This window comes from Streptomyces dryopteridis, from assembly GCF_049606955.1.
Taxonomy (GTDB): domain Bacteria; phylum Actinomycetota; class Actinomycetes; order Streptomycetales; family Streptomycetaceae; genus Streptomyces.
Genome location: NZ_CP187113.1, coordinates 48471 through 71187, shown reverse-complemented (window position 1 = coordinate 71187; position 22717 = coordinate 48471). Strand labels below are relative to the sequence as shown.

19 protein-coding genes are annotated in these 22717 nt (G+C 73.1%); 12 read left to right on the top strand and 7 right to left on the bottom strand.

The annotated features are described in order from the left end of the window. Positions 1–105: 105 nt before the first annotated feature. A complete protein-coding gene (locus tag ACN20G_RS00320) occupies positions 106–1116 on the top strand; it encodes a DUF418 domain-containing protein (RefSeq protein WP_424210648.1) in 1011 nt (336 codons plus the stop codon). Here ACN20G_RS00320 and ACN20G_RS00315 read toward each other — a convergent pair. Beyond that, on the bottom strand, positions 1098–1793 hold the full coding sequence (locus ACN20G_RS00315) for a response regulator (protein ID WP_424210647.1): 696 nt from the start codon (positions 1791–1793) through the stop codon (positions 1098–1100). The two genes, ACN20G_RS00320 and ACN20G_RS00315, sit on opposite strands and share 19 nt — an antisense overlap. 46 nt (positions 1794–1839) lie before the next feature. Next, positions 1840–3030, bottom strand: a complete 1191-nt coding sequence (locus ACN20G_RS00310) for a sensor histidine kinase (RefSeq protein ID WP_424210646.1) — start codon at positions 3028–3030, stop codon at positions 1840–1842. 325 nt (positions 3031–3355) lie between these two features. Between ACN20G_RS00310 and ACN20G_RS00305 the strand changes: the two genes are divergently transcribed. From ACN20G_RS00305 to ACN20G_RS00275, 7 genes are all read left to right on the top strand, one after another. After that, the gene (locus ACN20G_RS00305) at positions 3356–5839 is read left to right on the top strand and encodes a DMSO/selenate family reductase complex A subunit (RefSeq protein WP_424210645.1); all 2484 of its coding nucleotides are present in this window, start codon (positions 3356–3358) and stop codon (positions 5837–5839) included. Between the two features lie 23 nt (positions 5840–5862). After that, positions 5863–6489, top strand: a complete 627-nt coding sequence (locus ACN20G_RS00300) for a DMSO/selenate family reductase complex B subunit (protein ID WP_424210644.1) — start codon at positions 5863–5865, stop codon at positions 6487–6489. A 2-nt stretch (positions 6490–6491) separates the two neighbouring features. Continuing rightward, the gene (locus ACN20G_RS00295) at positions 6492–7415 is read left to right on the top strand and encodes a dimethyl sulfoxide reductase anchor subunit family protein (RefSeq protein WP_424210643.1); all 924 of its coding nucleotides are present in this window, start codon (positions 6492–6494) and stop codon (positions 7413–7415) included. Between the two features lie 20 nt (positions 7416–7435). Then, positions 7436–8122 (top strand): TorD/DmsD family molecular chaperone, encoded by a 687-nt coding sequence (locus ACN20G_RS00290; protein WP_424210642.1) that lies wholly within the window; start codon positions 7436–7438, stop codon positions 8120–8122. 225 nt (positions 8123–8347) lie between these two features. Beyond that, a complete protein-coding gene (locus tag ACN20G_RS00285; RefSeq protein ID WP_424210641.1) occupies positions 8348–9973 on the top strand; it encodes an FAD-dependent oxidoreductase in 1626 nt (541 codons plus the stop codon). A gap of 41 nt (positions 9974–10014) precedes the next feature. Further along, complete coding sequence (locus tag ACN20G_RS00280) at positions 10015–10599, top strand: rhodanese-like domain-containing protein (protein ID WP_424210640.1); 585 nt, start codon at positions 10015–10017, stop codon at positions 10597–10599. Positions 10600–10647: 48 nt separating this feature from the next. After that, complete coding sequence (locus ACN20G_RS00275) at positions 10648–10923, top strand: metal-sensitive transcriptional regulator (RefSeq protein WP_424210639.1); 276 nt, start codon at positions 10648–10650, stop codon at positions 10921–10923. A gap of 124 nt (positions 10924–11047) precedes the next feature. Here the strand turns inward: ACN20G_RS00275 and ACN20G_RS00270 are convergent, their stop codons facing one another. Further along, entirely contained in the window at positions 11048–11584 is a 537-nt protein-coding gene (locus ACN20G_RS00270) for a hypothetical protein (RefSeq protein ID WP_424210638.1), read from the bottom strand. Between the two features lie 256 nt (positions 11585–11840). Here ACN20G_RS00270 and ACN20G_RS00265 point away from each other — a divergent pair, with 256 nt between their 5' ends. Further along, the gene (locus ACN20G_RS00265; protein ID WP_424210637.1) at positions 11841–13439 is read left to right on the top strand and encodes a WxL domain-containing protein; all 1599 of its coding nucleotides are present in this window, start codon (positions 11841–11843) and stop codon (positions 13437–13439) included. A 270-nt stretch (positions 13440–13709) separates the two neighbouring features. Further along, complete coding sequence (locus ACN20G_RS00260) at positions 13710–15701, top strand: hypothetical protein (RefSeq protein WP_424210636.1); 1992 nt, start codon at positions 13710–13712, stop codon at positions 15699–15701. Here the strand turns inward: ACN20G_RS00260 and ACN20G_RS00255 are convergent. The 3 genes from ACN20G_RS00255 to ACN20G_RS00245 form a co-directional block, all read right to left on the bottom strand. Then, positions 15691–17445 carry a condensation domain-containing protein gene (locus tag ACN20G_RS00255; protein WP_424210635.1) on the bottom strand — a complete coding sequence of 585 codons (1755 nt, stop codon included), beginning with the start codon at positions 17443–17445 and terminating at the stop codon, positions 15691–15693. The two genes, ACN20G_RS00260 and ACN20G_RS00255, sit on opposite strands and share 11 nt — an antisense overlap. A 103-nt stretch (positions 17446–17548) precedes the next feature. After that, on the bottom strand, positions 17549–18289 hold the full coding sequence (locus ACN20G_RS00250) for a hypothetical protein (RefSeq protein ID WP_424210634.1): 741 nt from the start codon (positions 18287–18289) through the stop codon (positions 17549–17551). Positions 18290–18363: 74 nt separating this feature from the next. Beyond that, a complete protein-coding gene (locus ACN20G_RS00245; protein WP_424210633.1) occupies positions 18364–18891 on the bottom strand; it encodes a DUF6328 family protein in 528 nt (175 codons plus the stop codon). A gap of 245 nt (positions 18892–19136) precedes the next feature. On the opposite strand from ACN20G_RS00245, the gene ACN20G_RS00240 reads away from it, so the two are divergent. Together ACN20G_RS00240 and ACN20G_RS00235 are read left to right on the top strand one after the other, a co-directional pair. Then, a complete protein-coding gene (locus ACN20G_RS00240) occupies positions 19137–20225 on the top strand; it encodes a dihydrodipicolinate reductase (protein ID WP_424210632.1) in 1089 nt (362 codons plus the stop codon). Between the two features lie 56 nt (positions 20226–20281). After that, entirely contained in the window at positions 20282–20707 is a 426-nt protein-coding gene (locus ACN20G_RS00235; RefSeq protein WP_424215306.1) for a carboxymuconolactone decarboxylase family protein, read from the top strand. A 118-nt stretch (positions 20708–20825) separates the two neighbouring features. Here the strand turns inward: ACN20G_RS00235 and ACN20G_RS00230 are convergent, their stop codons facing one another. Further along, a complete protein-coding gene (locus ACN20G_RS00230; protein WP_424210631.1) occupies positions 20826–22481 on the bottom strand; it encodes a GMC oxidoreductase in 1656 nt (551 codons plus the stop codon). Between the last annotated feature and the right edge of the window lie 236 nt (positions 22482–22717).

The window sequence follows — 22717 nt, the reverse complement described above, 5'->3', positions numbered from 1 at the left end:
GCGCGTACGGCTCAGGTCAGACGCCGGCCGCCGCCGGCGAATCCGATCATGGAACGGAGCCCGGGTGACCGGGCGCGCACAGCACCCGCCCCACCAGGAGCGTCCTTGTCCACGACCCCGTCCCACCCGCCGCGCCGGCGCATCGACGCGCTCGACGCGCTGCGCGGCTTCGCGCTCTGCGGCATCCTCCTCGTGAACATCCCGCAGATCACCCGGATGTCCCACGTCGATCCCGCCGGCGCGCTCGTGCCCGCCCGGGAATGGCTCGACCTCCTGGTCCAGCACCGCTTCTTCCCGCTGTTCTCCTTCCTCTTCGGCCTCAGCTTCGTCCTCTTCTTCGAGAGCGCCCAGCGCCGCACCGACTCCCCGCGCCTGGTCCTGCTGCGCCGTCTCCTCGCCCTCGCGGTCCTGGGCGGACTGCACCAACTGCTGCACCCCGGCGAGGCCCTGCTCCCGTACGCGATCTTCGGGCTGCTGGTGCTGCTCCCGTTCACCTGGGCGCCCAAGTGGCTCGCCCTGCTCGGCGGTCTCGTGGTGACGGTCGCGAGCGTCACCCTGGTCGGCGGCGGTCTCGCCTCCATACCCGGCCTGTTCCTGCTCGGCGCGGCCGTCGCCCGCTACGGGGTCGCCGACACCCTCGACCGCCGCACCGGCCAGATCGCGGTCCTCTTCGCCCTCGCGGCCCCCGCCGCGGTCGCCCTGACCCTGTGGGCCGACGCCACCCGCACCGAGGCGATCGGCACCCGCGCCGCCGCCATCGCCGGCCTGGCCGGAGCCCTGGCCTACGCCACCGGCTTCCTGCTCCTGCTGCGCACCCCGCTCGGCCGCGCCCTCGAAAGCGTCTTCGCGCCGCTCGGTCGACTCGCCCTCACCAACTACCTCGGGGCCACCCTCGTGGTCGTCGCCCTCGCCCCCCTCCTCGAACTGTCGGAGTCCACCCGCTACACCGAGGCCCTGCTGCTCGCCGCCGGCATCCTCCTCGCCCAGGTGGTCCTCGGCCGACTGTGGCTGAAGCACTTCCGCTACGGCCCCCTCGAATGGGCCTGGCGCGCCGTGACCTGGTGGGAACCCGTCCCGATCCGCCGCGCGGGCGCACCTCAGCCGTCGCTGACCTGACCCGTGCGCCAGGCCCAGGCGGCGATCTCGACCCGGTTGCGCACCCGCAGCTTGGTCTGGATCGCCGTCAGGTGCGTCTTCACCGTGGACAGGGACACGAACAGCTCGGCCGCGATCTCCTGGTTCGTCGCCCCCCGCGCCACCGCCCGCGCCACCTCCAGCTCCCGGTCCGAGAGCGCCGCCCGCGCCGCCCCGGCGGTGCCCGGACGCCCGGCCAAGGGCCCGCCCGGACGCTCGGCGACGTGACTCAGCAGCCGCAGGGTCACGGCGGGGGAGACCAGCGCGTCCCCCCGGGCCGCCGCGCGCACCGCCTCCAACAGCAGCTCCGGCCCCGCGTTCTTCAACAGGAAACCCACGGCCCCGGCCCGCAGCGCCCCGTACAGGTAATCGTCCTGGTCGAAGGTGGTCACCACGACCACCTTCAACGGATCCTCGACCCCGGGCCCCGCCAACAGTCGCGTCACCTCCAGCCCGTCCAGGGCCGGCATCCGCACGTCCACGAGACACACGTCGGGCCGCAGCCGACGGGCCACCGCCACGCACTCGGCCCCGTCCCCCACCTCCCCGACCACCTCCAGGTCGGGCTGGGCGTCGATCATCAACCGGAAACCCAAGCGCACCATCGCCTGGTCGTCGGCGATCAACACCCGCACCGAGTCTCGTTCGTCCCGCTCCATCAGCCCATCCGTCCGCTCGCCATTCGCACACCCACCATGATCCCGTTCACCGGGGGCCGCTACCGCCGAGCGGCAGGTCGGCCGTGACCCGCCATCCCCCGCCCGCCTCGGGCCCCGCCGCCAACGAACCCTCGATGCCCCGCACCCGCTCCGCGAGCCCGACCAGCCCGAGCCCCCCGGAGCGCCGGGCCACCCCGACGCCGGCCGCGCCGTTCACCACCGACACCCGCAGCAGCTCCCCCTCCACACCGGGCACGACGTCCACCTCCACCCCCACGAGGGACCCGGGACCCGCGTGCCGGTCCACATTCGTCAGCGCCTCCCGCACCACCCGGCACGCCGTCGACTCCACCTCGGGGCCGGCCGGCAGCGCGGCCCGGGCCCGCGCCGAGATCCGCAGCTCCGCCGAACCCGTCCGGGCCCCCGCGAACCGCGCCACCATCGCCCCCAGCTCCGCCGCCAACGCGCCGGGCCGCACCACCGGATCCGACTCCCCGCCCGGCTCGCTCCGCAACACCCGCACCAGTCGGCGCATCGCCTCCAGGGTCTCGTCCCCGGCCGTCTCGATGCCCCGCAACAGCTCGTCCCGCGCCCCCGCCGACAGGCCCGGCACGGTGCGCGCCGCCTGCGCCTGCACCACCATGCCCGTCACGTGGTGCGCCACGTCGTCGTGCAGGTCCCGGGCCAGCCGCAGCCGCTCCCGCTGCCGCACCGCGTCCACCGCCCGCACCCGCCGCTCGTCCAGGACCCGCAGGTACCAGCCGAGCCCGCCCACGAACGCGGCGGCCAAGGTCAGCGGGAAGGCCATCTCGCTCCAGTCCCGGACCGGCAGGCTCCGCAGCAACGCCGCCAACAACGCCGTCACCAGCGCCAGGCAGGCCCCGAGCGCGGCCCGCCCCGGCCGCGCCGAACGCGCCGCACCGCCCAGGGCGAACAGCAGGGCGAGGCTCTCGCCCACCCCCCAGGTGTACGAGCGGTGCTGCCACGCGGTGAGCGCCGTCACCCCCAGGGACAGGGCCGCCACCGCCCCGAGCCGCACCGGCGCGCTCACCCCGCGCACCGGCAGCAGCGCCCCCGCGATCACCACCGCCTCCCCGATCAGCATCGGCCGGTACGCGTCGGGCCGGGCCGCCACCACGTCCAGGGCGAAGACCAGGGCGCACACCGCGACCGCCCCCACGAGCCACCCCCGCCGGACCCGGGAATCCTCCTCGGCCGGCTCCTCCCACTGGTTCATGAACGGCGACCTTAGCGACAAACCGCCCCCGCGCCGAGTTGTCCACAGGCAGGGTCCCGCGCCGCGCCGTGTCTCCCGCCGGCGCCGCGCACCGCCAACGCCCCGCCCCCCACGGCCCGTCCGCGACCCACCCCCGACGAACGGGCCGGCCCGGCCCCGCGAAGCCGAAACCCCACCCGGTCCAACGTCATCACGATCTCGGGACCCAGGACTGTCAACCCGGCCCGTTCGCCGGCCCGGACCCCGCACGGCCGCGCCCGAGACTGAGCCAGAGACCACAGCGGACGCGGGGCCCACGAGAGGGCCCCGCCGGGCAGGAGGACACGTGAGCGCGGGCTATCGGAACGGTTCCGGAACGGACCCGGCGGACCGGACCACCCCGAGCGGCGACACCCCCTCGCGCCGGTCCGTCCTGGCCTGGTCGGCGGCGGTCGGCGGCGGCCTCGCCCTGGTCGGCACCGGCGCCGCCTTCGACGTGCTGCCCGGCACGGGCCGCGCGCACGCGGCCGGCGCCGGACCCGGCCCGCTGGAGACCGTCTGGTCCTCGTGCAACGTCAACTGCGGATCGCGCTGCCCGCTGCGCCTTCAGGTCTCCGACGGCCGCGTCGTGCGGGTCCTCGCGGACAACACCGGAGACGACACCAAGGGCACCCAGCAGATCCGCGCCTGCGTCCGGGGCCGCGCGATGCGCCAGCGGATCTACAACGCCGACCGGCTCAAGAAGCCCATGAAGCGCAAGGGCAAGCGCGGCTCCGGCGAATGGGAGGAGATCTCCTGGGAGCAGGCGTACGCGGAGATCGCCGGCACGGTCAAGCGGCTGATCAAGGACTACGGCAACGAGTCGATCTACCTCCAGTACGGCACCGGCACTCTCGGCGGCACCGTCACCCGCAGCTGGCCCGGCGAGCAGTCCCCGATCGCCCGCCTCCTCAACTGCGTCGGCGGTTTCCTGAACCAGTACGGCACCTACAGCACCGCCGCGATCAGCGAGGCCGGCACCCACCAGTACGGCCCCGGCGTCGCCTCCAACACCCTGGAGGACGCCAAGAACGCCAAGCTCCAGGTCATGTTCGGGAACAACCCGATCGAGACCCGGATGTCCGGCGGCGGCGAGACCTTCGTCGCCCAGGACACCCGCCGCAAGCACGGCGTGCGCACCATCGTCATCGACCCGCGCTACTCCGAGACCGCCCTGGCCCTCGGCGACGAGTGGGTCCCGCTGCGTCCCGGCACCGACGCCGCGCTCGTCGCTGGCATCGCGCACACCATGGTCGCCGAGAACCTCCACGACCAGGCATTCCTCGACCGCTACTGCCAGGGCTTCGACGACGCGCACCTGCCCAAGGGGGTGCCCGCCGGCAGCTCCTACCTCGCCTACCTCACCGGCAAGGGACCCGACCGGACCGAGAAGACCGCCAAGTGGGCCTCCCGGATCACCGGGGTCCCGGCCGCCACGATCGTGCGCCTGGCCCGCGAGATCGGCACCGCCCGCCCCGTCGCCATCACCCAGGGCTGGGGTCCGCAGCGGCACGCCAACGGCGAGAACCAGGCCCGTGCCGTGTTCACCCTCGCCGCGATGACCGGCTGCGTCGGCGTCCCGGGCGGAGGCACCGGCCTGCGCGAGGGCTCCTGGAAGCTGGCCATGGCCAACCCCTTCGTCACGGAGAACCCGGTCAAGACGGCCATCCCCTTCTTCCTGTGGACCGACGCCGTCGAACGCGGCCCCGAGCTGACCGCCCTGCGCGACGGCATCCGGGGCAAGGACAAGCTCGACGTGCCGATCAAGATGATCTGGCAGTACGCGGGCAACGCCCTCACCAACCAGCACTCCGACATCAACCGCACCGTCAAGCTCCTGGAGGACGACTCCAAGTGCGAGATGATCGTGGTGATCGACAACCAGATGACGGTCTCGGCCCGCTACGCCGACATCCTCCTGCCCGACGTGTCCAACGCCGAGCAGATCGACGTCATCCAGCAGGGCAGCGCCGGCGCCATGGGCTACGCGATCATCGCCGACCGCGCCATCGAACCGCTCCACGACTGCAAGACCGTCTACGAGATGTGCACCGGCATCGCCCGGGAGCTCGGCGTCGAGCGGGAGTTCACCCAGGGCCGCACCCAGGAGGACTGGGTCCGCCTCGTGGTGGAGGAGTCCCGCAAGACCGTCCCCGGCCTGCCCGACTTCGACACCCTGCGCGCCCAGGGCGTGTGGAAGACCACCGCGCCCAAGCCCGAGGAGCTCATCGCGCTCGGCGGCTTCCGCGCCGACCCCGAGAAGAACCCCCTCAAGACCCCCTCGGGCCGCATCGAGATCTTCTCCGGCACCCTGTGGGAGCGCTCCCGCACCTGGCAGCTCCCCGAAGGCGACCGGATCACCGCCCTCCCCGAACACGTCGAGACCTGGGAGGGCCCCGAAGAGGCCAAGCGGCACGGCAAGTACCCGCTCCAGTGCATCGGCCACCACTACAAGCAGCGCACCCACTCCACCTACGGAAACGTCCCCTGGCTCCGGGAGGCGCACCCCCAGATGGTGTGGATCAACCCCGAGGACGCCCGGCGCCGAGGCGTCGACAACGGTGACACCGTGGACGTCTTCAACGACCGGGGCCGGATCCGGCTCGCCGCCCGCGTCACCCCCCGCATCGCCCCCGGCGTCGTCTCCGTCCCGCAAGGGGCCTGGTACCGGCCCGACAAGTCGGGCGTGGACGTCGGCGGTTCGATCAACACCCTCACCAGTTGGCGACCCACCCCCGTCGCCAAGGGCAATCCGCAGCACACCAACCTGGTCCAGGTCGAAGGCATCTGAGGCCGGGGAGAGCGAAGACCACCATGACGAACAAGCCCCAGAAGCTCGGGTTCCACTTCAACCAGTCCCTGTGCACGGGATGCAAGGCGTGCCAGATCGCCTGCAAGGACAAGCACGACCTCCCGCAGGCGGTCAACTGGCGCCGGGTCGCCGAATACTGCGGCGGCACCTGGCAGCAGAGCGGGGAGACGTTCACCCCGAGCGTGTTCGCGTCCTACATGTCCATCTCCTGCAACCACTGCGAGGAGCCCGCCTGCGTCAAGGTCTGCCCCACCACGGCCATGACCCAGGGACCCGACGGCGTGGTCACCGTCGACGACTCCAAGTGCGTCGGCTGCCGCTACTGCGAATGGGCCTGCCCCTACTCCGCGCCCCAGTTCAATCCCGAGACCGGCCACATGTCCAAGTGCGACATGTGCGCCGACTACCGGGCCGAGGGCGAGGACCCGGCCTGCGTCGCGGCCTGTCCCTCCCGCGCCCTCGACTGGGGCCCGATCGACGAACTCCGCTCCCGGCACGGGAAGCTCGCGGGCGTCGAACCCCTCCCGGACCCCAAGATCACCCGCCCCCGTCTCGTCATCACCCCGCACCGGGACGCGCAGCCCTCCGGCACGGGCACCGGGGCCATCGCGAACTCCGAGGAGATCTGACCGTGTACGTGCACGAACTCCCCATGATCGCCTTCACGGTGCTCGCCCAGATGAGCGTCGGCGCCTTCGTCGTGGTCTGCGCGGTCCGCCTCCTCGCCCGCGTCAAGGGCGGTCACGACCGGGCCGCGATCGACCGCCTCACCCACCCCGGCGTGTACGCGGCCCTCGCCGGCCTCGGCCTCGGCATGTTCGCGTCGATCTTCCACATGAACGACATCGGCAACGTCCTCAACGTCTTCCGACACGTCGGCTCCTCCTGGCTGAGCCGGGAGATCGTGATGGGCGTGGTCTTCGGCGGCCTGCTCTTCCTCTACGCGGCGAGCGCCTGGTTCGACCGGGGCGGCGTCCTCGCACGGCGGATCCTCGCGGTGGTCACCGCCCTCGCCGGCCTCGGGCTGGTCTGGTCGATGAGCATGATCTACTACACCCTCCCGGTGGTCCCGGCCTGGCACACCTGGCGCACCCCCGCCTTCTTCCTCACCACCACCTTCCTCCTCGGCTCCCTCGCGGCCGCCACCGCGTTCGCCGCCCCGGCCCTGCTGCGCCGGGTCCGCGGCGCCGCGCCGGAAGGCACCTCCACCCCGCTGCTGCGCAGCGCCCTCACCGGCACCTCGCTGACGGCCATCGCCTTCCTCGGCGTCGAGAGCGTCCTGATCCCGCTGCACCTCACCGCCCTCGCCGACGGCGGCCCGGCCGCCGCCGCGAGCGCCGGCGTCTTCTCCGGTGCCTGGTTCATCGCCCGCCTGCTCCTCGTCTTCGCCGGCGCGGGCGTCCTGGCGGCCCTCCTGTACCGGCACAGCGCCCGCCGCGCCGGTTGCCCGCGCCGCGCCGCGACCCTCACGACCGCCGCGTTCACCCTCGTCCTCGTCGGTGAACTGATCGGCCGCTCGCAGTTCTACGAGTCGATGACCCGCATCGGCATGTGACCCGGAACGAGACCCCACCCGTGAACCCGACCCCGCCCCCCTCGGCCGAGGCCCTCGCCGAGGCCGTCCGGGAACTCGACGCCACCGCCGCGGCCTGCACCGTCGTCTCCCGCCTCCTCCTCGAAGCCCCCGACCAACAGCACCTCGACGGGGTCCGCGACCCCGAACTGCTCGCGGACTGGCCGCTGCCCGCCACCGGGCGCACCGCCGAGGGGCTCGTCCGCTGGGCCGACTCCCGGCGGCTCGGCGAGGACGCGAGCGCCGTGCGGGCCGACCACAACCGGCTCTTCGTCGGCCCCGAGGCCCTCCTGGCCCCGCCGTGGGAATCCGTGCACCGGTCCCCGGAAGGGCTGCTCTTCGAGACCGAGACCCTCCAGGTCCGCGCCTGGTACGCCCGGCACGGCCTGGCCGCGCCCCGGCAGGGTCGTGAACCCGACGACCATCTCGGCCTGGAGCTGTCCTTCGTGGCGGCCCTGAGCGTCCGGGCCCTGGACGCCGTGGAGGCCGGGGCGCCCGACCGCGCCCGGGACCTGCTGGCCGCGCGGCGCGCCTTCCTCGACGAGCACCCGTTGACCTGGGCGGGCGGCTTCTTCGACATGATCGAGGAACACGCCCGCACCGCCTTCCACCGCGGCCTCGCCGCCCTCGGGGACGGCCTCCTGGACCACCTCGGGGCCCTCCCGAAGGACCTCGACGGTACCCGCTAGACCGGACCACCCGGCCCGCCACCCAGCGGCCCGACACCCACCGCACGACCGCCCGATACCCGGGGCGGCGGACGGGGTGTCGGGCCGTCGGCGTTCCCCGGGACCTTCGACCCCACTTCGCGACACCGAGGTCCCCGGCTCGCCTCCGGATACCCCCCTCGGTATATGCTCATACCCAGGGGGGTATCCAGTCAGCATTTTCGAGCCACGCAACAGGAGACCCTCATGAGGACAGTGATCGTCGGCGGCGTCGCGGCCGGGATGTCCGCCGCCACCCGACTGCGCCGCCTGGACGAACAGGCCGAGATCCTGGTCCTGGAACGCGGTCCGCACGTCAGCTACGCCAACTGCGGCCTTCCCTACCACCTCGGCGGGGTCATCGAGGACCGTGCGGACCTGCTCCTGCAGACCCCCGAATCCCTCGCCGCCCGGTTCCGGATCGAGGTCCGCGTCCGACACGAGGTGCTCGCCGTGGACCGCGCCGCGCGCACCGTCACCGTCCGCGACCTCACCGACGGCAGCCTCCACCACGAGCCCTACGACCACCTCGTCCTCAGCCCCGGCGCCCGCCCCCTCGTCCCCGACCTCCCCGGCGTCGAGCGGGCCCACACCCTGCGCGACGTGCCCGACCTGGACCGCCTCGCCGAAGCCCTCGCCGAAGCCCGCACCGCCGTCGTGGTCGGAGCCGGGTTCATCGGCGTCGAGGCCGCCGAGAACCTGCGCGAACGCGGCCTCGCCGTCACCCTCGTCGAACGCGCCGACCAGGTCCTCCCTCCCCTCGACCCCGAGATGGCCGCCCCCCTCGCCGACACCCTGCGCGCCGGGGGAGTGGCGGTGGAACTGGGCGCCGAACTCGCCGCCCTCACCCCGGACGCCGTACGACTGGCCGACGGTCGCGTCCTCCCCGCCGACCTCGTCCTCCTCGCCATCGGGGTGCGCCCTGAGACCGACCTCGCCCGCGCCGCCGGCCTGCCGCTGGGCCCGACCGGCGCCATCGCCGTAGACGCTGCCTGCCGCACGGTCGACCCCGCCGTCTACGCCGCCGGCGACGCCGCAGAGAAGACCGACGCCCTCACCGGCGCCCCCACCCTCGTCCCCCTGGCCAACCTCGCCAACCGACACGGCCGCCTGATCGCCGACGCCATCACCGGCCGCCCGGTCTCGGCCCGCCCCGCCATCGGCACCGCCGTGGTCAAGGTCTTCGACCGGACCGCCGCCGCCACCGGCTGGAACGAGAAGAGGCTGCGCGCCGCCGGCCGCCCCTTCCAGGCCGTCCACCTCCACCCCGGCCAGCACGCCGGCTACTATCCCGGCGCCTCGCCGATCGCCCTCAAGGTCCTCTACGACCCCGAGACCCACGCCGTCCTCGGCGCCCAGGCCGTCGGCGCCGACGGCGTCGACAAGCGGATCGACGTGCTCGCCACCGCCATCGCCGGCGGCCTCACCGTCCGCGACCTCGCCGACCTGGAACTCGCCTACGCCCCGCCCTACGGCTCCGCCAAGGACCCCGTCACCATGGTCGGCCTGATCGCGGACAACCTGATCAGCGGCACCGCCGACACCCTCCAGTGGCACGAACTGGCCGCCGCGCAAGCCGAGGGCGCCACCCTCGTCGACGTCCGCACCCCGGCCGAACACGCCGCCGGTTCCATACCCGGCGCGGTGAACATCCCCGTCGACTCCCTGCGCGAACGAGCCGGTGAACTCCCCCCGGGAGACCTCCTGGTCCACTGCCAGGTGGGCCTGCGCGGCCACACCGCGGCCCGGCTCCTGACCGGCCTCGGCCGCCGGGTCCGCAACCTCGACGGCGGCTACGCCACCTGGTCCGCAGCCCGCCCCCACCACCCCTGACCGGCCCGACCCACCCAGCCCCGGCACCCGAGGAAGACCCGATGACCACCACCGTCACCCAGCCCCTGACCCCCCAGGCCCTGCACGAGCTCATCGAGGCCGGCGAGGCCCTCGTCCTCGACGTGCGCGGCCCCGCCGAACACGCCGCCGGAGCCGTCCCCGGCGCACTGAACGTGCCGCTCGCCCACCTGGACGCCCTGCGCGAGGACCTCCGCGCCGCGAGCGCCCGCCGTCCCCTGGTCCTGGTCTGCGCCTCCGGGGTCCGCTCGGCCGCCGCCCGGGACTCGCTGCGCGACGCGGGCATCACCGCCCGGGACCTGCCCGGCGGCACCGCGGCCTGGGAGGCCGCCGGCCTGCCCCTGGCCGCCGGACCCGCCCCCGCCGGCCGCGCCCCGTGGGCCATGGACCGGCAGGTCCGGTTCACGGCCGGCGCCCTGGTGCTGACCGGGCTGGCGCTGGGACTGCGCGCGCCCCGGGCCCGGCTGCTCGCCGCCGGCGTGGCCGGCGGACTGGTGTGGTCGGCGGTGAGTGACACCTGCGCGATGGCCCGCGTCCTGGGCCGACTGCCGTTCAACCGTCCGGCGCCGGATACGCTGCACAGCGCCCGTGCCGCGCTCCGCGACTGAGGGCGCCCCCTCCCGCCCCACCCACCTCCCACCCGGAAAGAGCCCGTGATGCCCGCCATCCCCGCCGGCGACGAAGCCACCCACGCCGTTCTGACCCGACTGCGCCGCGCCCAAGGGCAGCTCGCCGGCGTCATCGCCATGATCGAGGCGGGACGCGACTGCAAGGACGTGGTGACGCAGCTCGCCGCGGTCTCCCGGGCCCTGGACCGGGCCGGCTTCAAGATCATCGCGTCGGGGATGCGGCAGTGCATGAACGCCGCCGACGGCGAGACCCCGCCGCTGACCGAAGCGGAGCTGGAGAAGCTCTTCCTCTCCCTCGCCTGAACCGTGACTCCCCCTTGTCCCGAGGAACCGGGGCAAGGGAGAGGGCGGGGCGCGGTGCGGAGACCGGCGCGAGACGCCGGCCGCGACCCCCGACCGATCGGCGGACCTCACCGATCGGTCGGCGTCACCAGGTGAAGACCGACGACTGCGCTCCCGTCGCCGTGCAGTACACCGTCGCCGCCGTCGGCGAGGACGTGACGATCCGCAGGGACCAGTTCGACGCGCTCGGCGCGCCGGCCAGGACCCACGAATCCGAGGTGTTGCCCGCCGCCAAGGTGCCCGAGGACAGGGCGATCGGGCCGAGGGTGATGGGGTTGCCCCCGCTCATCCCGGGGTTGACGGTGCCGGAGAACTGCACCTCGCTCGTCACCCCGCCCGCCGTCTTCTTGACCTTGAGGGTGGTGGTGATGCTGTTCGGGTTCGCGCTCGACCCCGCCGGCATCGTGATCGAGGTCGAGGTCAGCTTGATCTTCTTGACCCCGCCCGAATCGGTGGCCGTCAGGGTCGCGGTGCCGCTGCCCCAGGTGCCGCAGTTGTAGGACGCGGTGGCCGTGCTCGGGCTCACCGCCCACGCGCTGGTCGCGAGCGCGGCGACGGAGACCAGGGCCCCCGCCGTGACCAGTGCCGCCGATGTCGTGGCGCGGCGTAAGGAGACGGACATGAAAGTCTTCCTTTCCCGAGGGGACTCGAACCCCGGTCGACGACCGGGGATTTCACACATGGTGCGGGGTGCCGGGCCCGGCATTGTCTCGCAGTGAAACGGTGCGACCGGAAATAGTCAACGGCCGGGAACCGCCCCTGTTTTGTCTTGACTTCTGCACCCCCTGCCATCTCAATGTGCCAACACGCGACAGGGAAACCACAGAGAAAGGCGACAGGTGTTACGACCACGACGTCCCACGTATCGGCGCCTCGCCGTGACCCTCGCGGGCGTCCTCGCCCTCGGCGGCGGGGTCGCGGCGGCCAACAGCCCGCCCAAGGTCACGGCCACGATCACCCCCACGGTGAAGTGCGTGCTGCCCGCCGGTCAGGGCGAGGCCACCGGGCCCCAGGAGATCACCGTCACCTTCAGCCCGTCCGAGGTCGCCCCGGGCGGCAAGGTCAAGGCATCGGTCACCCTCGGCGACTCCCCGGCCACCAGCGGGTTCGACCTGCCCGACGTGCCCACCACCCCGAGCGTGGACTTCCGGCTCGGCGGCGGCGCGAGCGGCACCGTCACGGCCCGGGGGCCGGAGATCCCGCTCGACATCGTCAAGGACCAGCCGATCAGGATCCCGCCGTACGAGGGCGAGTTCCTGCTGCCCACCAACGCCGCCGGCGAGGTCACCTTCACCCCGACCAAGCTGCTCACCCAGACCAAGGTCTTCGGACAGACCTTCACCACCGTGTGCGAGGTGGTCTCGGGCGGCGGGGTGATCGGCTCCGTCACCGCCAAGGGCGAGGGCGGCCCCGACGCCACCCTCACCGCCCCCACCGGGGAGGTGCGGCCCAACACCGACGTCACGCTGGGCGGCGCCGGCTGGACCCCCGGGGCCACCCCGGTCCCCTCCCTGTGCGGCACGGACGGGGGCGGCTGCGACCCGACCAAGTTCACCGCGAACTCCCTGGTGATCGGCTCGGACGGGGCCCTGACCGGCACCGCCCACCTCGCCGAGGCCGGAGCCGTGGCCAACGGCTCGTACCTGGTCAAGGTGGGTGACGGAACGAAGGAGGCCACCGCTCCCCTCACCGTCAAGGCGGTCGCGGCCGGCGAACGGCAGTTGAACCTGTCGGTGCCCCAGGCCCCCTTGGGCTCCGTGATCACCGTCACCGGCCGGGGCTACGGACCCGACCAGTGGATCAACGTGGTGGGTCTCGACGCCTACGGCGCCACGCTCGACGACACGGCCGCCTACGGCAAGAGCGCCCCCGACGGCACCTTCTCCATCGAGTTCACGGTCTCCTCCGACGCCATCGCCTTCATCCAGGCCGACGAGGGCAACGACCCCGACACCATCGAGAAGCTCCCGTTCCGCGTCACCCCGCCCGACCCCGGCGGCGGTGAGAACCAGGCCACCCAGAACCTCGGGGTGACCGTCGGCAACGGCAACCTCACGATGGTCCAGGCCGGCAGCAGCGTCTCCTTCGGCACCGTCGGCCTGACCGGCCGCCCGCAGACCGTCGGCGGCGACCTCAACAAGGTCACCGTCCTCGACGCCCGCGGCAACAACACCGGTTGGTCCCTCACCGGCACCCTCACCGACTTCACCGGCGGCGCCGGCGGGGCCGTGATCGACGCCGGCGCGGTCTCCTGGCGACCTACCTGCGCGGCCGGCACCGGCAGCGTCGGCAGCCCCACCCCGGGGCCGCTCGCCGCCCTGGGCTCCACCCCCGCCGCGCTGTGCTCGCTCGGCGGCGACGGGGCCCGTTCCGTCACCGGCGGGTCCTTCGACGCCGGCGCCGGTCTGACCCTGTCCGTTCCCGCGGTCGTCTCCGCCGGGACCTACCAGGCGGTGCTCACCCTCTCGCTCTCCTGAGCGGAAACCGCCGCACCGGCCCCGGCCGGGCCCCGAACGCCCGCTCCGCCACCCCGGCAGGGCGGGCGTTCGGCGCGAGAACCCGTCCGACCGTCCCACGTCCCCCATCCGCCCCACGCAATGGCGCCGGAAATTCCCGCCGACCTGTCCGGACGCCCCGCGAAGGGCGAAAATCCGCCCCTTTTCTCGCAGTTCTCCGTCGCCGCGGCTCCGGCGGGATTTCGCCGATCCACCACCCCCGATTTTCCCGAGAGGAATACGGAGACCCCCATGGCAATTCGACAGAGATTAATGGCGCACCGTTTCGTGGCAGCGTCGGCGAGTGCCGCCCTGCTGACCGTCGGCCTCTTCGCGGCGGCGGCCCCGGCCCACGCGGGCACCATCACCCCCACCGTCAAGTGCGTGCTCCCCGCCGGTCAGGGCGAGGCCACCGGCCCCCAGGCCATGACCGTGGAACTCAGCCCCGCCGTGGTCCTGCCCGGCGGCAAGGTGCACGCCAAGGTCACCCTCGACCCGGGCCCCGCCAAGAGCACCGTCAGCATCAACGACATGCCCACCACCCCGAGCATCGACCTCGCCATGTCCGGCGGAGCCACCGGCACCGTCACCGTGCGCGGCCCCGAGGTGCTCCTCGACGCCACCAGCGGACAGGCCGTCGTCATCCCGCCCTACGAAGGGGACTTCCTCGTCCCGGCGAACGCCAAGGGCGCCATCGCCTTCACCCCGCTGCGCACCGTCACCCAGACCAAGGTCTTCGGCGGCACCTACCAGACCACCTGCTCCGTGACCGCCGGCGGCGGCAGCGTCGGCGGGGTCACCGCCGAGGGCAACGAGGGCAAACCGGCCACCCTGACCACCCCGGCCGAAGCCCGCCCGCACACCGCGGTCGCCCTCACCGGCACCGTCTGGACCCCGAACGCCGACCCGACCCCGCTGCTCTGCGCCGCCGACGGCGGCGGCTGCGACCCCGGCCGGTTCACCTCCGACACCCTCGCCATCGACGCGAACGGCAACCTCACCGGCACCGCGACCCTCGCCGACGCCTTCGCCGTGCCCGACGGCCAGTACCTGGTCAAGGTCAACGACGGCACCAAGGAGGCCACCGGCCCCCTCACCGTCCGCGCCTACACGCCCACCGGCCCGCGGGCCATCGCCCTGTCCGCCAACCGCGGCCCCGTCGGCACCACCGTCGTGGTGACCGGCACCCAGTACCTCCAGGACCGGTGGATCAACATCGTCGGCCGGGACGCGGACGGCGTGACCCTCGACGACACCGCCACCTACGTCCAGAGCACCCCCGACGGCACCTTCCGGGCCGAGTTCGTCGTCTCCGACCCCGCCATCGCCGCCATCCAGGTCGACGAGGGCAACGACCCCGACACCCTCCTGGCCGCCGACTTCACCGTCACCGAGGCCGCCGCCGTCCTCTCGGCCGGGGCCGGCAAGACCAAGCCCGGCGGCGCGTTCACCCTCTCCGGCACCGGTTGGCCCGCCGGCGCGAACCCCACCGCGAGCCTGTGCGCCCCCGACGGCACCGACTGCCAGAGCGGCCGGCTCGCCGGCTCCACCCTGCGGATCGGCGCCGACGGCACCCTCGCGGGCACCGTCACGACCGGCTCCTCCCTCGCCGAGGGCTCCTGGCGGGTCCGGGTCGAGGCGGGCGGCGCCGTCGCCGACACCCCGGTCACCGTGGCCCGCACCTTCATCACCCTGTCCACCGACCGGGGCCCCACCGGCACCAAGGTCACCGTGGTCGGCCAGGGCTTCGCACCCGTGGCCACCGTCTCCATCGCCGGGCTGCGGGCCAACGGCGACAAGACCTCCGACGCCGTCAAGACCAAGGTCGTCGGCCTCGACGGGGCCTTCTCCCAGACCTTCACCGTGCAGGCCGCCGACACCGTGGCCCTGCGCGTCAAGGAGGTCCTCGTCAACCCGCGCGTCGCCACCGCCGCCTTCACCGTGCAGGACGGCGCCGGCGCCCCGAGCGGTCCGGCCTTCACCCTCTCGCCCGCCGAGGGGCCGCTCGGCACCACCGTCCAGGTCACCGGCACCGGCTTCGCGCCCGTGGCCACCGTCTCCGTCACCGGCCGGGCCGCCGACGGCCGCCAGACCAAGGACCACTACGTCACCCGCGTCATCGGACTCGACGGCAGCTTCGCCCTCAACTTCACCGTCAAGGACCCCGCCACCGTCGCCCTGATGGCCTGCGAGGTCCTCATCGGCGGCAAGAAGGCGCAGCGCGCCTTCCACGTCACCGGCTGAGATCGACCCCCGCACCCCCACGACCCGGCGGCGCGGGCTTCGGCCCCGCCGCCGGCACCACCCCGTCCACCGGCCGCCGGGGCCCCGCCAGCCCCGCCCGCCCCGGACCGGGCACCCGCGCCGGCAGCGCCGGCCGCCCCTGCGAACCCGCCGCCGGACCCGGCACCGGGACCGGGCCCGAGGAGGTCGCGGCCGCCGCCGCGCTCACCGCGTCGCCACCGGCCCGCGCGCCCACCACCCGCACCGGCAACCGACCCTCGCGCGCCCCCGACACCGCCGGCACCCGCGACCCGAGTCCGCCGGTCCGCCCGATGGTCCGCACCGTCTCCCGCAGCGCCTCGTTCAACGCGGCCATCGTGCGCCGCGCCTGCGGGGTGTCCACGTGGATCGTGTTCATGTGCAGGCCCTCGTTGTCCCGCTGGAACCACGAACACGCCCCGTTGGCCCGCGCCGACCACACGTGCGTCGTCGGCCGCCACTCGTCGTGGTGCAGCGCCCCCGGGCACTTGCGGGTGTCGATGTACGAGAAGAAGTTGACCGGGTACGGCCACGCCTTCAACGCGTACTCGCGCGGCGCCAACAACTCCCAGGCCCGCACGAACGGCAGCTCCACCTGCCCGATCATCTCCTTGAACCCCCGCCGGGCACTGTCCATCACCCCCGCGAAGTCCAGCTCGGGCGAGACGTCGAACTCGATCGGCAGGGTGTTCACGAACCAGCCCACCGAATGCCGCCACGGCCCCAGACCGCGCTCGCTCACCGGCATGAACCCCCGGTACACCGAGGGGCCGCCCGCCTCCCGCAACCCGATGGCCACCGCCGCCAGCACCCCCATGAACGCCTTGCCGCCCACCGCGGCGCACGCCTCCTCCAGCGCGTCCGCCTCCGCGGGGTCCAACAGCCGCGAGGCGTCGTTCACGATCGGGTACATCCGGCCCGGGGCCACCCCCAGGTCCAAGGGGAACCGGGGGAAGAACTCGCCCCCGCCGCGCTCGGTGAACTCCCGCCAGTAGCCCAGGCGTTCGTCGTCCATCCCGATCGACAGGTGCCGCCGGCGCTGCTCCTCCGCGAAGTCCAGGTACCCGGCCGCCGGCGGCAGCACCGGCTGCCGGCCGCGCCGGTACGCCTCGTAGGTGGTCATCACCTCGTCCACGATGATCGGCATCGACAGCCCGTCGCACACGATGTGGTCCAGGGCCAGGTACACCGTCGCCGAATCGGGCCGCTCGATCGCGCCCATCGTGAACAGCGGCCACGACAGCGTGTCGATGGTGTCCTTGAAACGGGCCACCAGGAAGGTGCGCACCGCCTCCGTCGAGGCGAAGGCCCCGATCTCCACACAGTCCAGGGACAGCGAATCACTCGCCACCGGGGCGCAGGACACCTCGCCCGCGAGCCGCTGGAACGCGCACCGCAACACCTCGTGCCGGTCCACGAACGACAGCAGCGCCCGCTCCATCATCCCCCGGTCCAGCGGCTCGTTGACCTCGAAGGTCACCGCCAGCCACGAGGCCACCGGGTCGGCCGCGCCCTGGCTCTCCTCCGCCACCGTGAAGTGCTTGTCCTGGTTGTACGAGGCCCTGCGGTCCCGCGCCGCCGGGACCCCGGCGCCCGCCTCGACCCGCGCGGGCGGGACCTGCCGGTCCCCGCCGGACCGTGTGGCCGGGCGCTCCGCCGAACGCAACCGCCACTCGATCACCCGGCCGGGCGTGACTTCGAGCATCTCCAGAGGAAACTGCCGCATTACCGTTGTCCCTTTCGCCCCCGGGTCGGCCCCCACGGGCTAACGACCCGTCGCCCCCACGGTGACGCGGGCGCTCGCGACACCCCGCGGCGAAGCCCCTCGCTCAAGGGTTCGGGGCGCCTCCGATCACCCCGTCCACCCGTCGCCGCAGCCCGTTCCAGCGCCGGTCGTGACGGTAGGCCCGCCGCATCGACCGGGCCCGGGCCCGGTGCCGCCGGCGGTAGAGGCGGCGCGCCCACCACGAGGTGGGCCGGGCCAGCCGCACCGCCCCCAGCAGGGCCAGCGGGGGCAGCGCGAGCCCGAGCACCGCCAACCGGGGCTTGCCCTTGAACAGGGTCACCACCGCGAGGCCCAGGTCGATCAGGACCGACACCACCAGCCCCCACCGGTCGCGCAGCTCGTCCTCGCTCATCCCGTCGACCCCGAACGGCGAGAACCCGGCCAGCAGCAATCCGGCCATCGCGGTGGTCAGGATCACCACCTCCACGCTGAGCGTGCCCTCCTTGGTCCAGTACACGTCGCTCAGGTGCAGGATCAGCGCGAACTCGTCCAACACCAGCGCCGTCCCGGCCCCGAACAGCACCGCCGCGATCCCCGCGCCCCAGCCGTGCCGCCCGCCGCCGATCGCGGTGAACCCGCCCACCGTCATCAGCACCACCCCCGGCACCGCGTGGTGCACGTGCAACCCGCCCGGGGTCACGTCACGGAAGGGGCCCTTGCCCGCGCGGATCATCCGCGTGATCAGCCGGGTCACGGCGAAGGTCAGCACGAACGCGGCCAAGGCCAGCAACAGGGGGAACTTGCCCGGCTCGAACACGTTCCGGGTCCACCACTCTTCGGACATCCGCACACCTCACCGAACGCCCGCCCCGCCCCCGCCCGCGCCTCGCCGCCGGGCCCGCGAGCCCGGCCCGCGATTCACCCGCGTGGGCCGGCCTCCTCGGCCTCCCCGGAGGTGTGGCGGATCCGGATCCAGGCCGGCAGCAGGTACCAGCACACCAGGTACCAGCACAGCACCCCGGCCACCAGCCACGGCACGTACGCGTCGTGGGTGGCCACCCGCAGGATCAGGAAGAGCGCCGAGACCAGCGTCGCCAGCAGCAGCACCAGCCCCAGGAAGGTCAGCCGCGAGGCCCAGGCCACGGCCTGCGGCTTCACCCGGCGCCCCGACACCAGCCGGTGCAGGGACACCGGACCGATCAGCGCCCCGGCGGCCAGCGAACCCAGCACCACGGTCACGATGTAGATGGTCCGGTCGGTGTTCGACAGCTCGGTGAAGCGCGGGGTGAACACCACCGTCAGCAGGAACCCGAACATGATCTGCACCCCGGTCTGGGCCACCCTGATCTCCTGGATCAGCTCCTGCCACTGCCGGTCGGCCCGCTCCAGGGCCGTCTCGTCCCGCCCCGTCGAGCTCGCAGCCCGCTCCCGCCGCCCGTCCGACACCGACGCCTCCCCTGGAGATGAGTCCGGTCCCGCGCATGCCCGGCCGCCGCCCGTTCACGCACTGGTGTACGACGTACGGGCGGGCGAAGGGTCCGCCGTCCCATCCTGCGCCGCCGGTCCGCATCCCGCCCGTCCGACCCCGCCGGAGGGCGCTCTCCGCGCACCCCACCGGGCCCGCGCCGCACCGGCCAAACTCCCCGCTCCCGGGTCTGGGAACCTCCGCTTCCCGGCGTTACCCTCCGCGCATGATTTCCACGGTTGTCTGGGGCACCGGCAACGTGGGACGCGCGGCCATCCGTGCCGTCGACGCCCACCCGGCACTCCGACTCGCGGCAGTAATCGTCCACGACCCCGGGAAGGTCGGCCGCGACGCCGGCGACCTGGCCGGGCTCGACCGAAACCTGGGGGTCCTCGCCACCGACGACATCGACGCCGTCCTCGCCGACGGCCCCCGCGCCCTGGTCTACGCGGCCTCCGGCGACATTCGCCCCGACGATGCCCTCGACGACGTCTCCCGCGCCCTGCGGGCCGGACTCGTCGTGGTCAGCCCCGCCCTCTACCCCCTCTACGACCACCGCTCGGCGCCGCCCGAGTTCCGCGACCCGGTGGCCGCCGCCATCGCCGAGGGCGGCGGCGTCCTCTTCGCCTCCGGCGTCGACCCGGGCTGGGGCAACGACGTGCTGCCGCTGCTCGTCTCCGGGCTCGGCACCGAGATAGAGGCCGTGCGCTGCCAGGAGATATTCGACTACACCACCTATGACCAGCCCTATTCCGTGCGCGAGCTGATCGGCATGGGCCACCCCATGGACTACGAGCCGATGATGCTCTTCCCCGGCGTCCCCACCATGGTCTGGGGCGGGCAGATCCGCATGATGGCCCGCGCCCTGGAGGTGGAGGTCGAGGAGATCCGCGAGACCCTCGAACGCCGCCCGCTCCAGACGAGCGTCACCACCCCCGCCATGGGCGTGTTCGAGGCCGGCACCCAGGGCGGGGTCCGCTTCGAGGTGCAGGGCATCGTCGACGGCGAACCCCGCATCGTCATCGAGCACGTCACCCGCATCCACGCCGACTGCGCCCCCGACTGGCCCAGCCCGCCCGACGGCGGAGCCGGCGCCCACCGCGTGATCATCGAAGGCCGGCCCCGCATCGAGGTGACCGTCGAGGCCACCGACGAGGGCGACAACCGCGCGGCCGGCGGCAACGCCACGGCCGTGGGCCGACTCGTCTCCGCCATCGACTGGCTTGTCGACGCCGAACCCGGACTCTACGACGCCCTCGACGTCCCCCTGCGGCCCGCCGCCGGGCGACTCGGACCCAGAAAGGCACGCCCGTGACCCTCCGCGTGGACATCCCCGCAGGCAAGCACCCCATCGAGCACGTGTGGGGGGACATGGTGCCCGAGATCGGCACCGCCGCCTCCCAGTTCTCCCTCTCCGTCTACGCCCACACCACCCTCGGGCTGCGCGAGTTCGAGGCCGCCCGGCTGCGCGTGGCGCAGATCAACGGTTGCGTGTTCTGCCTGGACTGGCGCACCGACCGGGACGGCGAGAAGGTCGAGGAGGGCTTCGACGAGGCCGTCGCCGACTGGCGCGACACCGAGGTCTTCGACGACCGCACCCGGCTCGCCGCCGAGTACGCGGAGCGCTACTGCCTGGACCACCACAACCTCGACGACGAGTTCTGGACCCGCATGGCGGCCCACTTCACCCAGGCCGAGATCGTGGAGCTGACCATGAGCATCGGCTCCTGGTTGGCCTTCGGACGGCTCAACCACGTCCTGGGCATCGACTCCGTCTGCATGCTCCCCACCGGCTGACCGGGTCCCACCGGGGCGGCGCCCGCACCGCCGCCCCCGGCCCCGGACGCGGCGGCGGGGCCGGCCCCCGAACCCTCCGGGCCGACCCCGCCGCCGCTCACGCTTGTGCCCCGGAGGGTCACAGGTCGGTGGCGATGATCTTCTCGATGTTCCGCTCCGCCAGCGCCGTGATGGTCACGAACGGGTTGACCGTGGTGTTGCCGGGGATGAGCGCCCCGTCGATCACGTACAGGCCCTGGTAGCCGTGCAGCCGCCCGTGGTTGTCGGTGGCCTTGTTCAGGACCGCGCCGCCCAGCGGGTGGTACGTGAGGTGGTCGCCCCAGATCTTGTAGGTGCCGAACAGGTCGGTGCGGTAGATCGTCCCCTCCTTCGAGTTGATCTTGTCGAAGATGGTCTTGGCCATGTTGATGGAGTCCTGTTTCCAGGCCGTCTGCCAGTTCAGGTCCACCTTGTTCGCGGCGGCGTTCCAGCTGAACTCCGCGCGGTGCGGGTTGCGGGTGATGGACAGGTAGAACGAGGCGTAGGTCTCGATGCCGGTCGGCAACGGGGCGACCTCGGCGAACGCGCCGCCCGCGTCCCAGTTGTCGATGCCGCCGCAGGGGATCGACGCCTGCACGCTGCCGGTCGCGTCCCACATGTGGTTCGCCCGACCGCACATGACGTTGCCGTTCTCGCCCCAGCCCTTGCCGACCTCGTCGTTCAGGTTGGGCAGCACCCCGGTGGCCTTCAGGCGCACCAGCAGCTTGCTGGTGCCGACGCTGCCCGCCGCGAAGAACACCTTGGCGGCCGTCACGTTCTTGGTGGCGGTCACGCTGCCGTCGGTGGCCAACTGCTCCAGCGTCACCGTGTAGCCCCCGCCCGAGGCCGGGGCCACGGAGGTGACCCGGTGCAGCGGGGCGATGCTCACCTTGCCGGTCGCGGCGGCCTGCTTCAGGTACGTCAGCTGGAGGGACTTCTTGCCGGCGTTGTTGCCGTACAGGATCTCGCCGCCCACCGCGGACTTCGGGACGGTGCCCGCGGCCTCCTGCTTCATGTAGTCCCAGTCGTACACGTCCGGGACGAACACGAACGGGAACCCGGACCGCTGCGCGTGCTTGCGGCCCACCCGCGCGTACTGGTAGCAGTCCACGGTGTCGAACCAGGCCGGGTCGATCAGGCCGACGCCCAGGCCCGCGTTGGCCCGCGGGTAGTACGTGTCGTACATCTCGTCGGCGTTCACCGAGGGCAGCACGGAGGCGAAGTTGGCCCGCTTCGGGGTGACGGCCATGCCGCCGTTGACGAGCGAACCGCCGCCGACGCCGCGGCCCTGGTAGACGAGGATCCCGCCCATGTCCTCGGCATCGAGGATGCCCGTGTAGCGCGGCACGTCCTTGTCGATGGGGAAGCCGAGGAAGTTGCTCAGCGGCGCCTTGGTCTTCGTGCGCAGCCAGTAGGAGCGGTAGTCGGGGTTGGTGGTGTGGGCGAAGATCTTGCCGTCCGACCCGGGGGTGTCCCAGGCCATGCCCATCTCCACCATCTGCACGTCCACGCCGGCCTGGGCCAGGCGCAGCGCGGCCACCGAGCCGCCGTAGCCGGTGCCGATGATCAGGACCGGAAGCCGGGCGCCGTCGGGGACGGGGGCGTTGGGCAGGGCGTTGGCCACCCGCTGCCCGGCGTGGGCGGGAATGGCCTGGGCCGACAGCACCACCGCACCCAGAATGGAACCTGTTCCTGCCAGGAACCGGCGGCGTGACATTCCGTTCGAACCGTTTTCGCGGGGGGAGTTTGCGCGCATGTGAGGTCCCTCACTCTTGGCGGAATCGGAACAGGTTCTACTGTTACGAGCGTGGGAAGTCACTACATGCGACGAGAAAAATTCGATCGCCCCGCCCCCGCCTGATCACCGGGGTCGCCGCGCGTGTCGCGCCGGGAAGCGGAAGCGCCGGGATCCCCACCGGTCGGTAACATCCCACCCCCCGTCCGCCGGCGCCCCACAGGTCCGAAACCTCCCACCCCCGCTCGGCCCGTCCG

Coding starts and splice junctions, on each gene's coding strand:
- ACN20G_RS00315 (WP_424210647.1), bottom strand. CDS start 1,793: ATGGAGCGGGACGAACGAGACTCGGTGCGGGTGTTGATCGCCGACGAC.
- ACN20G_RS00310 (WP_424210646.1), bottom strand. CDS start 3,030: ATGAACCAGTGGGAGGAGCCGGCCGAGGAGGATTCCCGGGTCCGGCGG.
- ACN20G_RS00300 (WP_424210644.1), top strand. CDS start 5,863: ATGACGAACAAGCCCCAGAAGCTCGGGTTCCACTTCAACCAGTCCCTG.
- ACN20G_RS00285 (WP_424210641.1), top strand. CDS start 8,348: ATGAGGACAGTGATCGTCGGCGGCGTCGCGGCCGGGATGTCCGCCGCC.
- ACN20G_RS00280 (WP_424210640.1), top strand. CDS start 10,015: ATGACCACCACCGTCACCCAGCCCCTGACCCCCCAGGCCCTGCACGAG.
- ACN20G_RS00275 (WP_424210639.1), top strand. CDS start 10,648: ATGCCCGCCATCCCCGCCGGCGACGAAGCCACCCACGCCGTTCTGACC.
- ACN20G_RS00270 (WP_424210638.1), bottom strand. CDS start 11,584: ATGTCCGTCTCCTTACGCCGCGCCACGACATCGGCGGCACTGGTCACG.
- ACN20G_RS00260 (WP_424210636.1), top strand. CDS start 13,710: ATGGCAATTCGACAGAGATTAATGGCGCACCGTTTCGTGGCAGCGTCG.
- ACN20G_RS00255 (WP_424210635.1), bottom strand. CDS start 17,445: ATGCGGCAGTTTCCTCTGGAGATGCTCGAAGTCACGCCCGGCCGGGTG.
- ACN20G_RS00250 (WP_424210634.1), bottom strand. CDS start 18,289: ATGTCCGAAGAGTGGTGGACCCGGAACGTGTTCGAGCCGGGCAAGTTC.
- ACN20G_RS00240 (WP_424210632.1), top strand. CDS start 19,137: ATGATTTCCACGGTTGTCTGGGGCACCGGCAACGTGGGACGCGCGGCC.
- ACN20G_RS00235 (WP_424215306.1), top strand. CDS start 20,282: ATGGTGCCCGAGATCGGCACCGCCGCCTCCCAGTTCTCCCTCTCCGTC.
- ACN20G_RS00230 (WP_424210631.1), bottom strand. CDS start 22,481: ATGCGCGCAAACTCCCCCCGCGAAAACGGTTCGAACGGAATGTCACGC.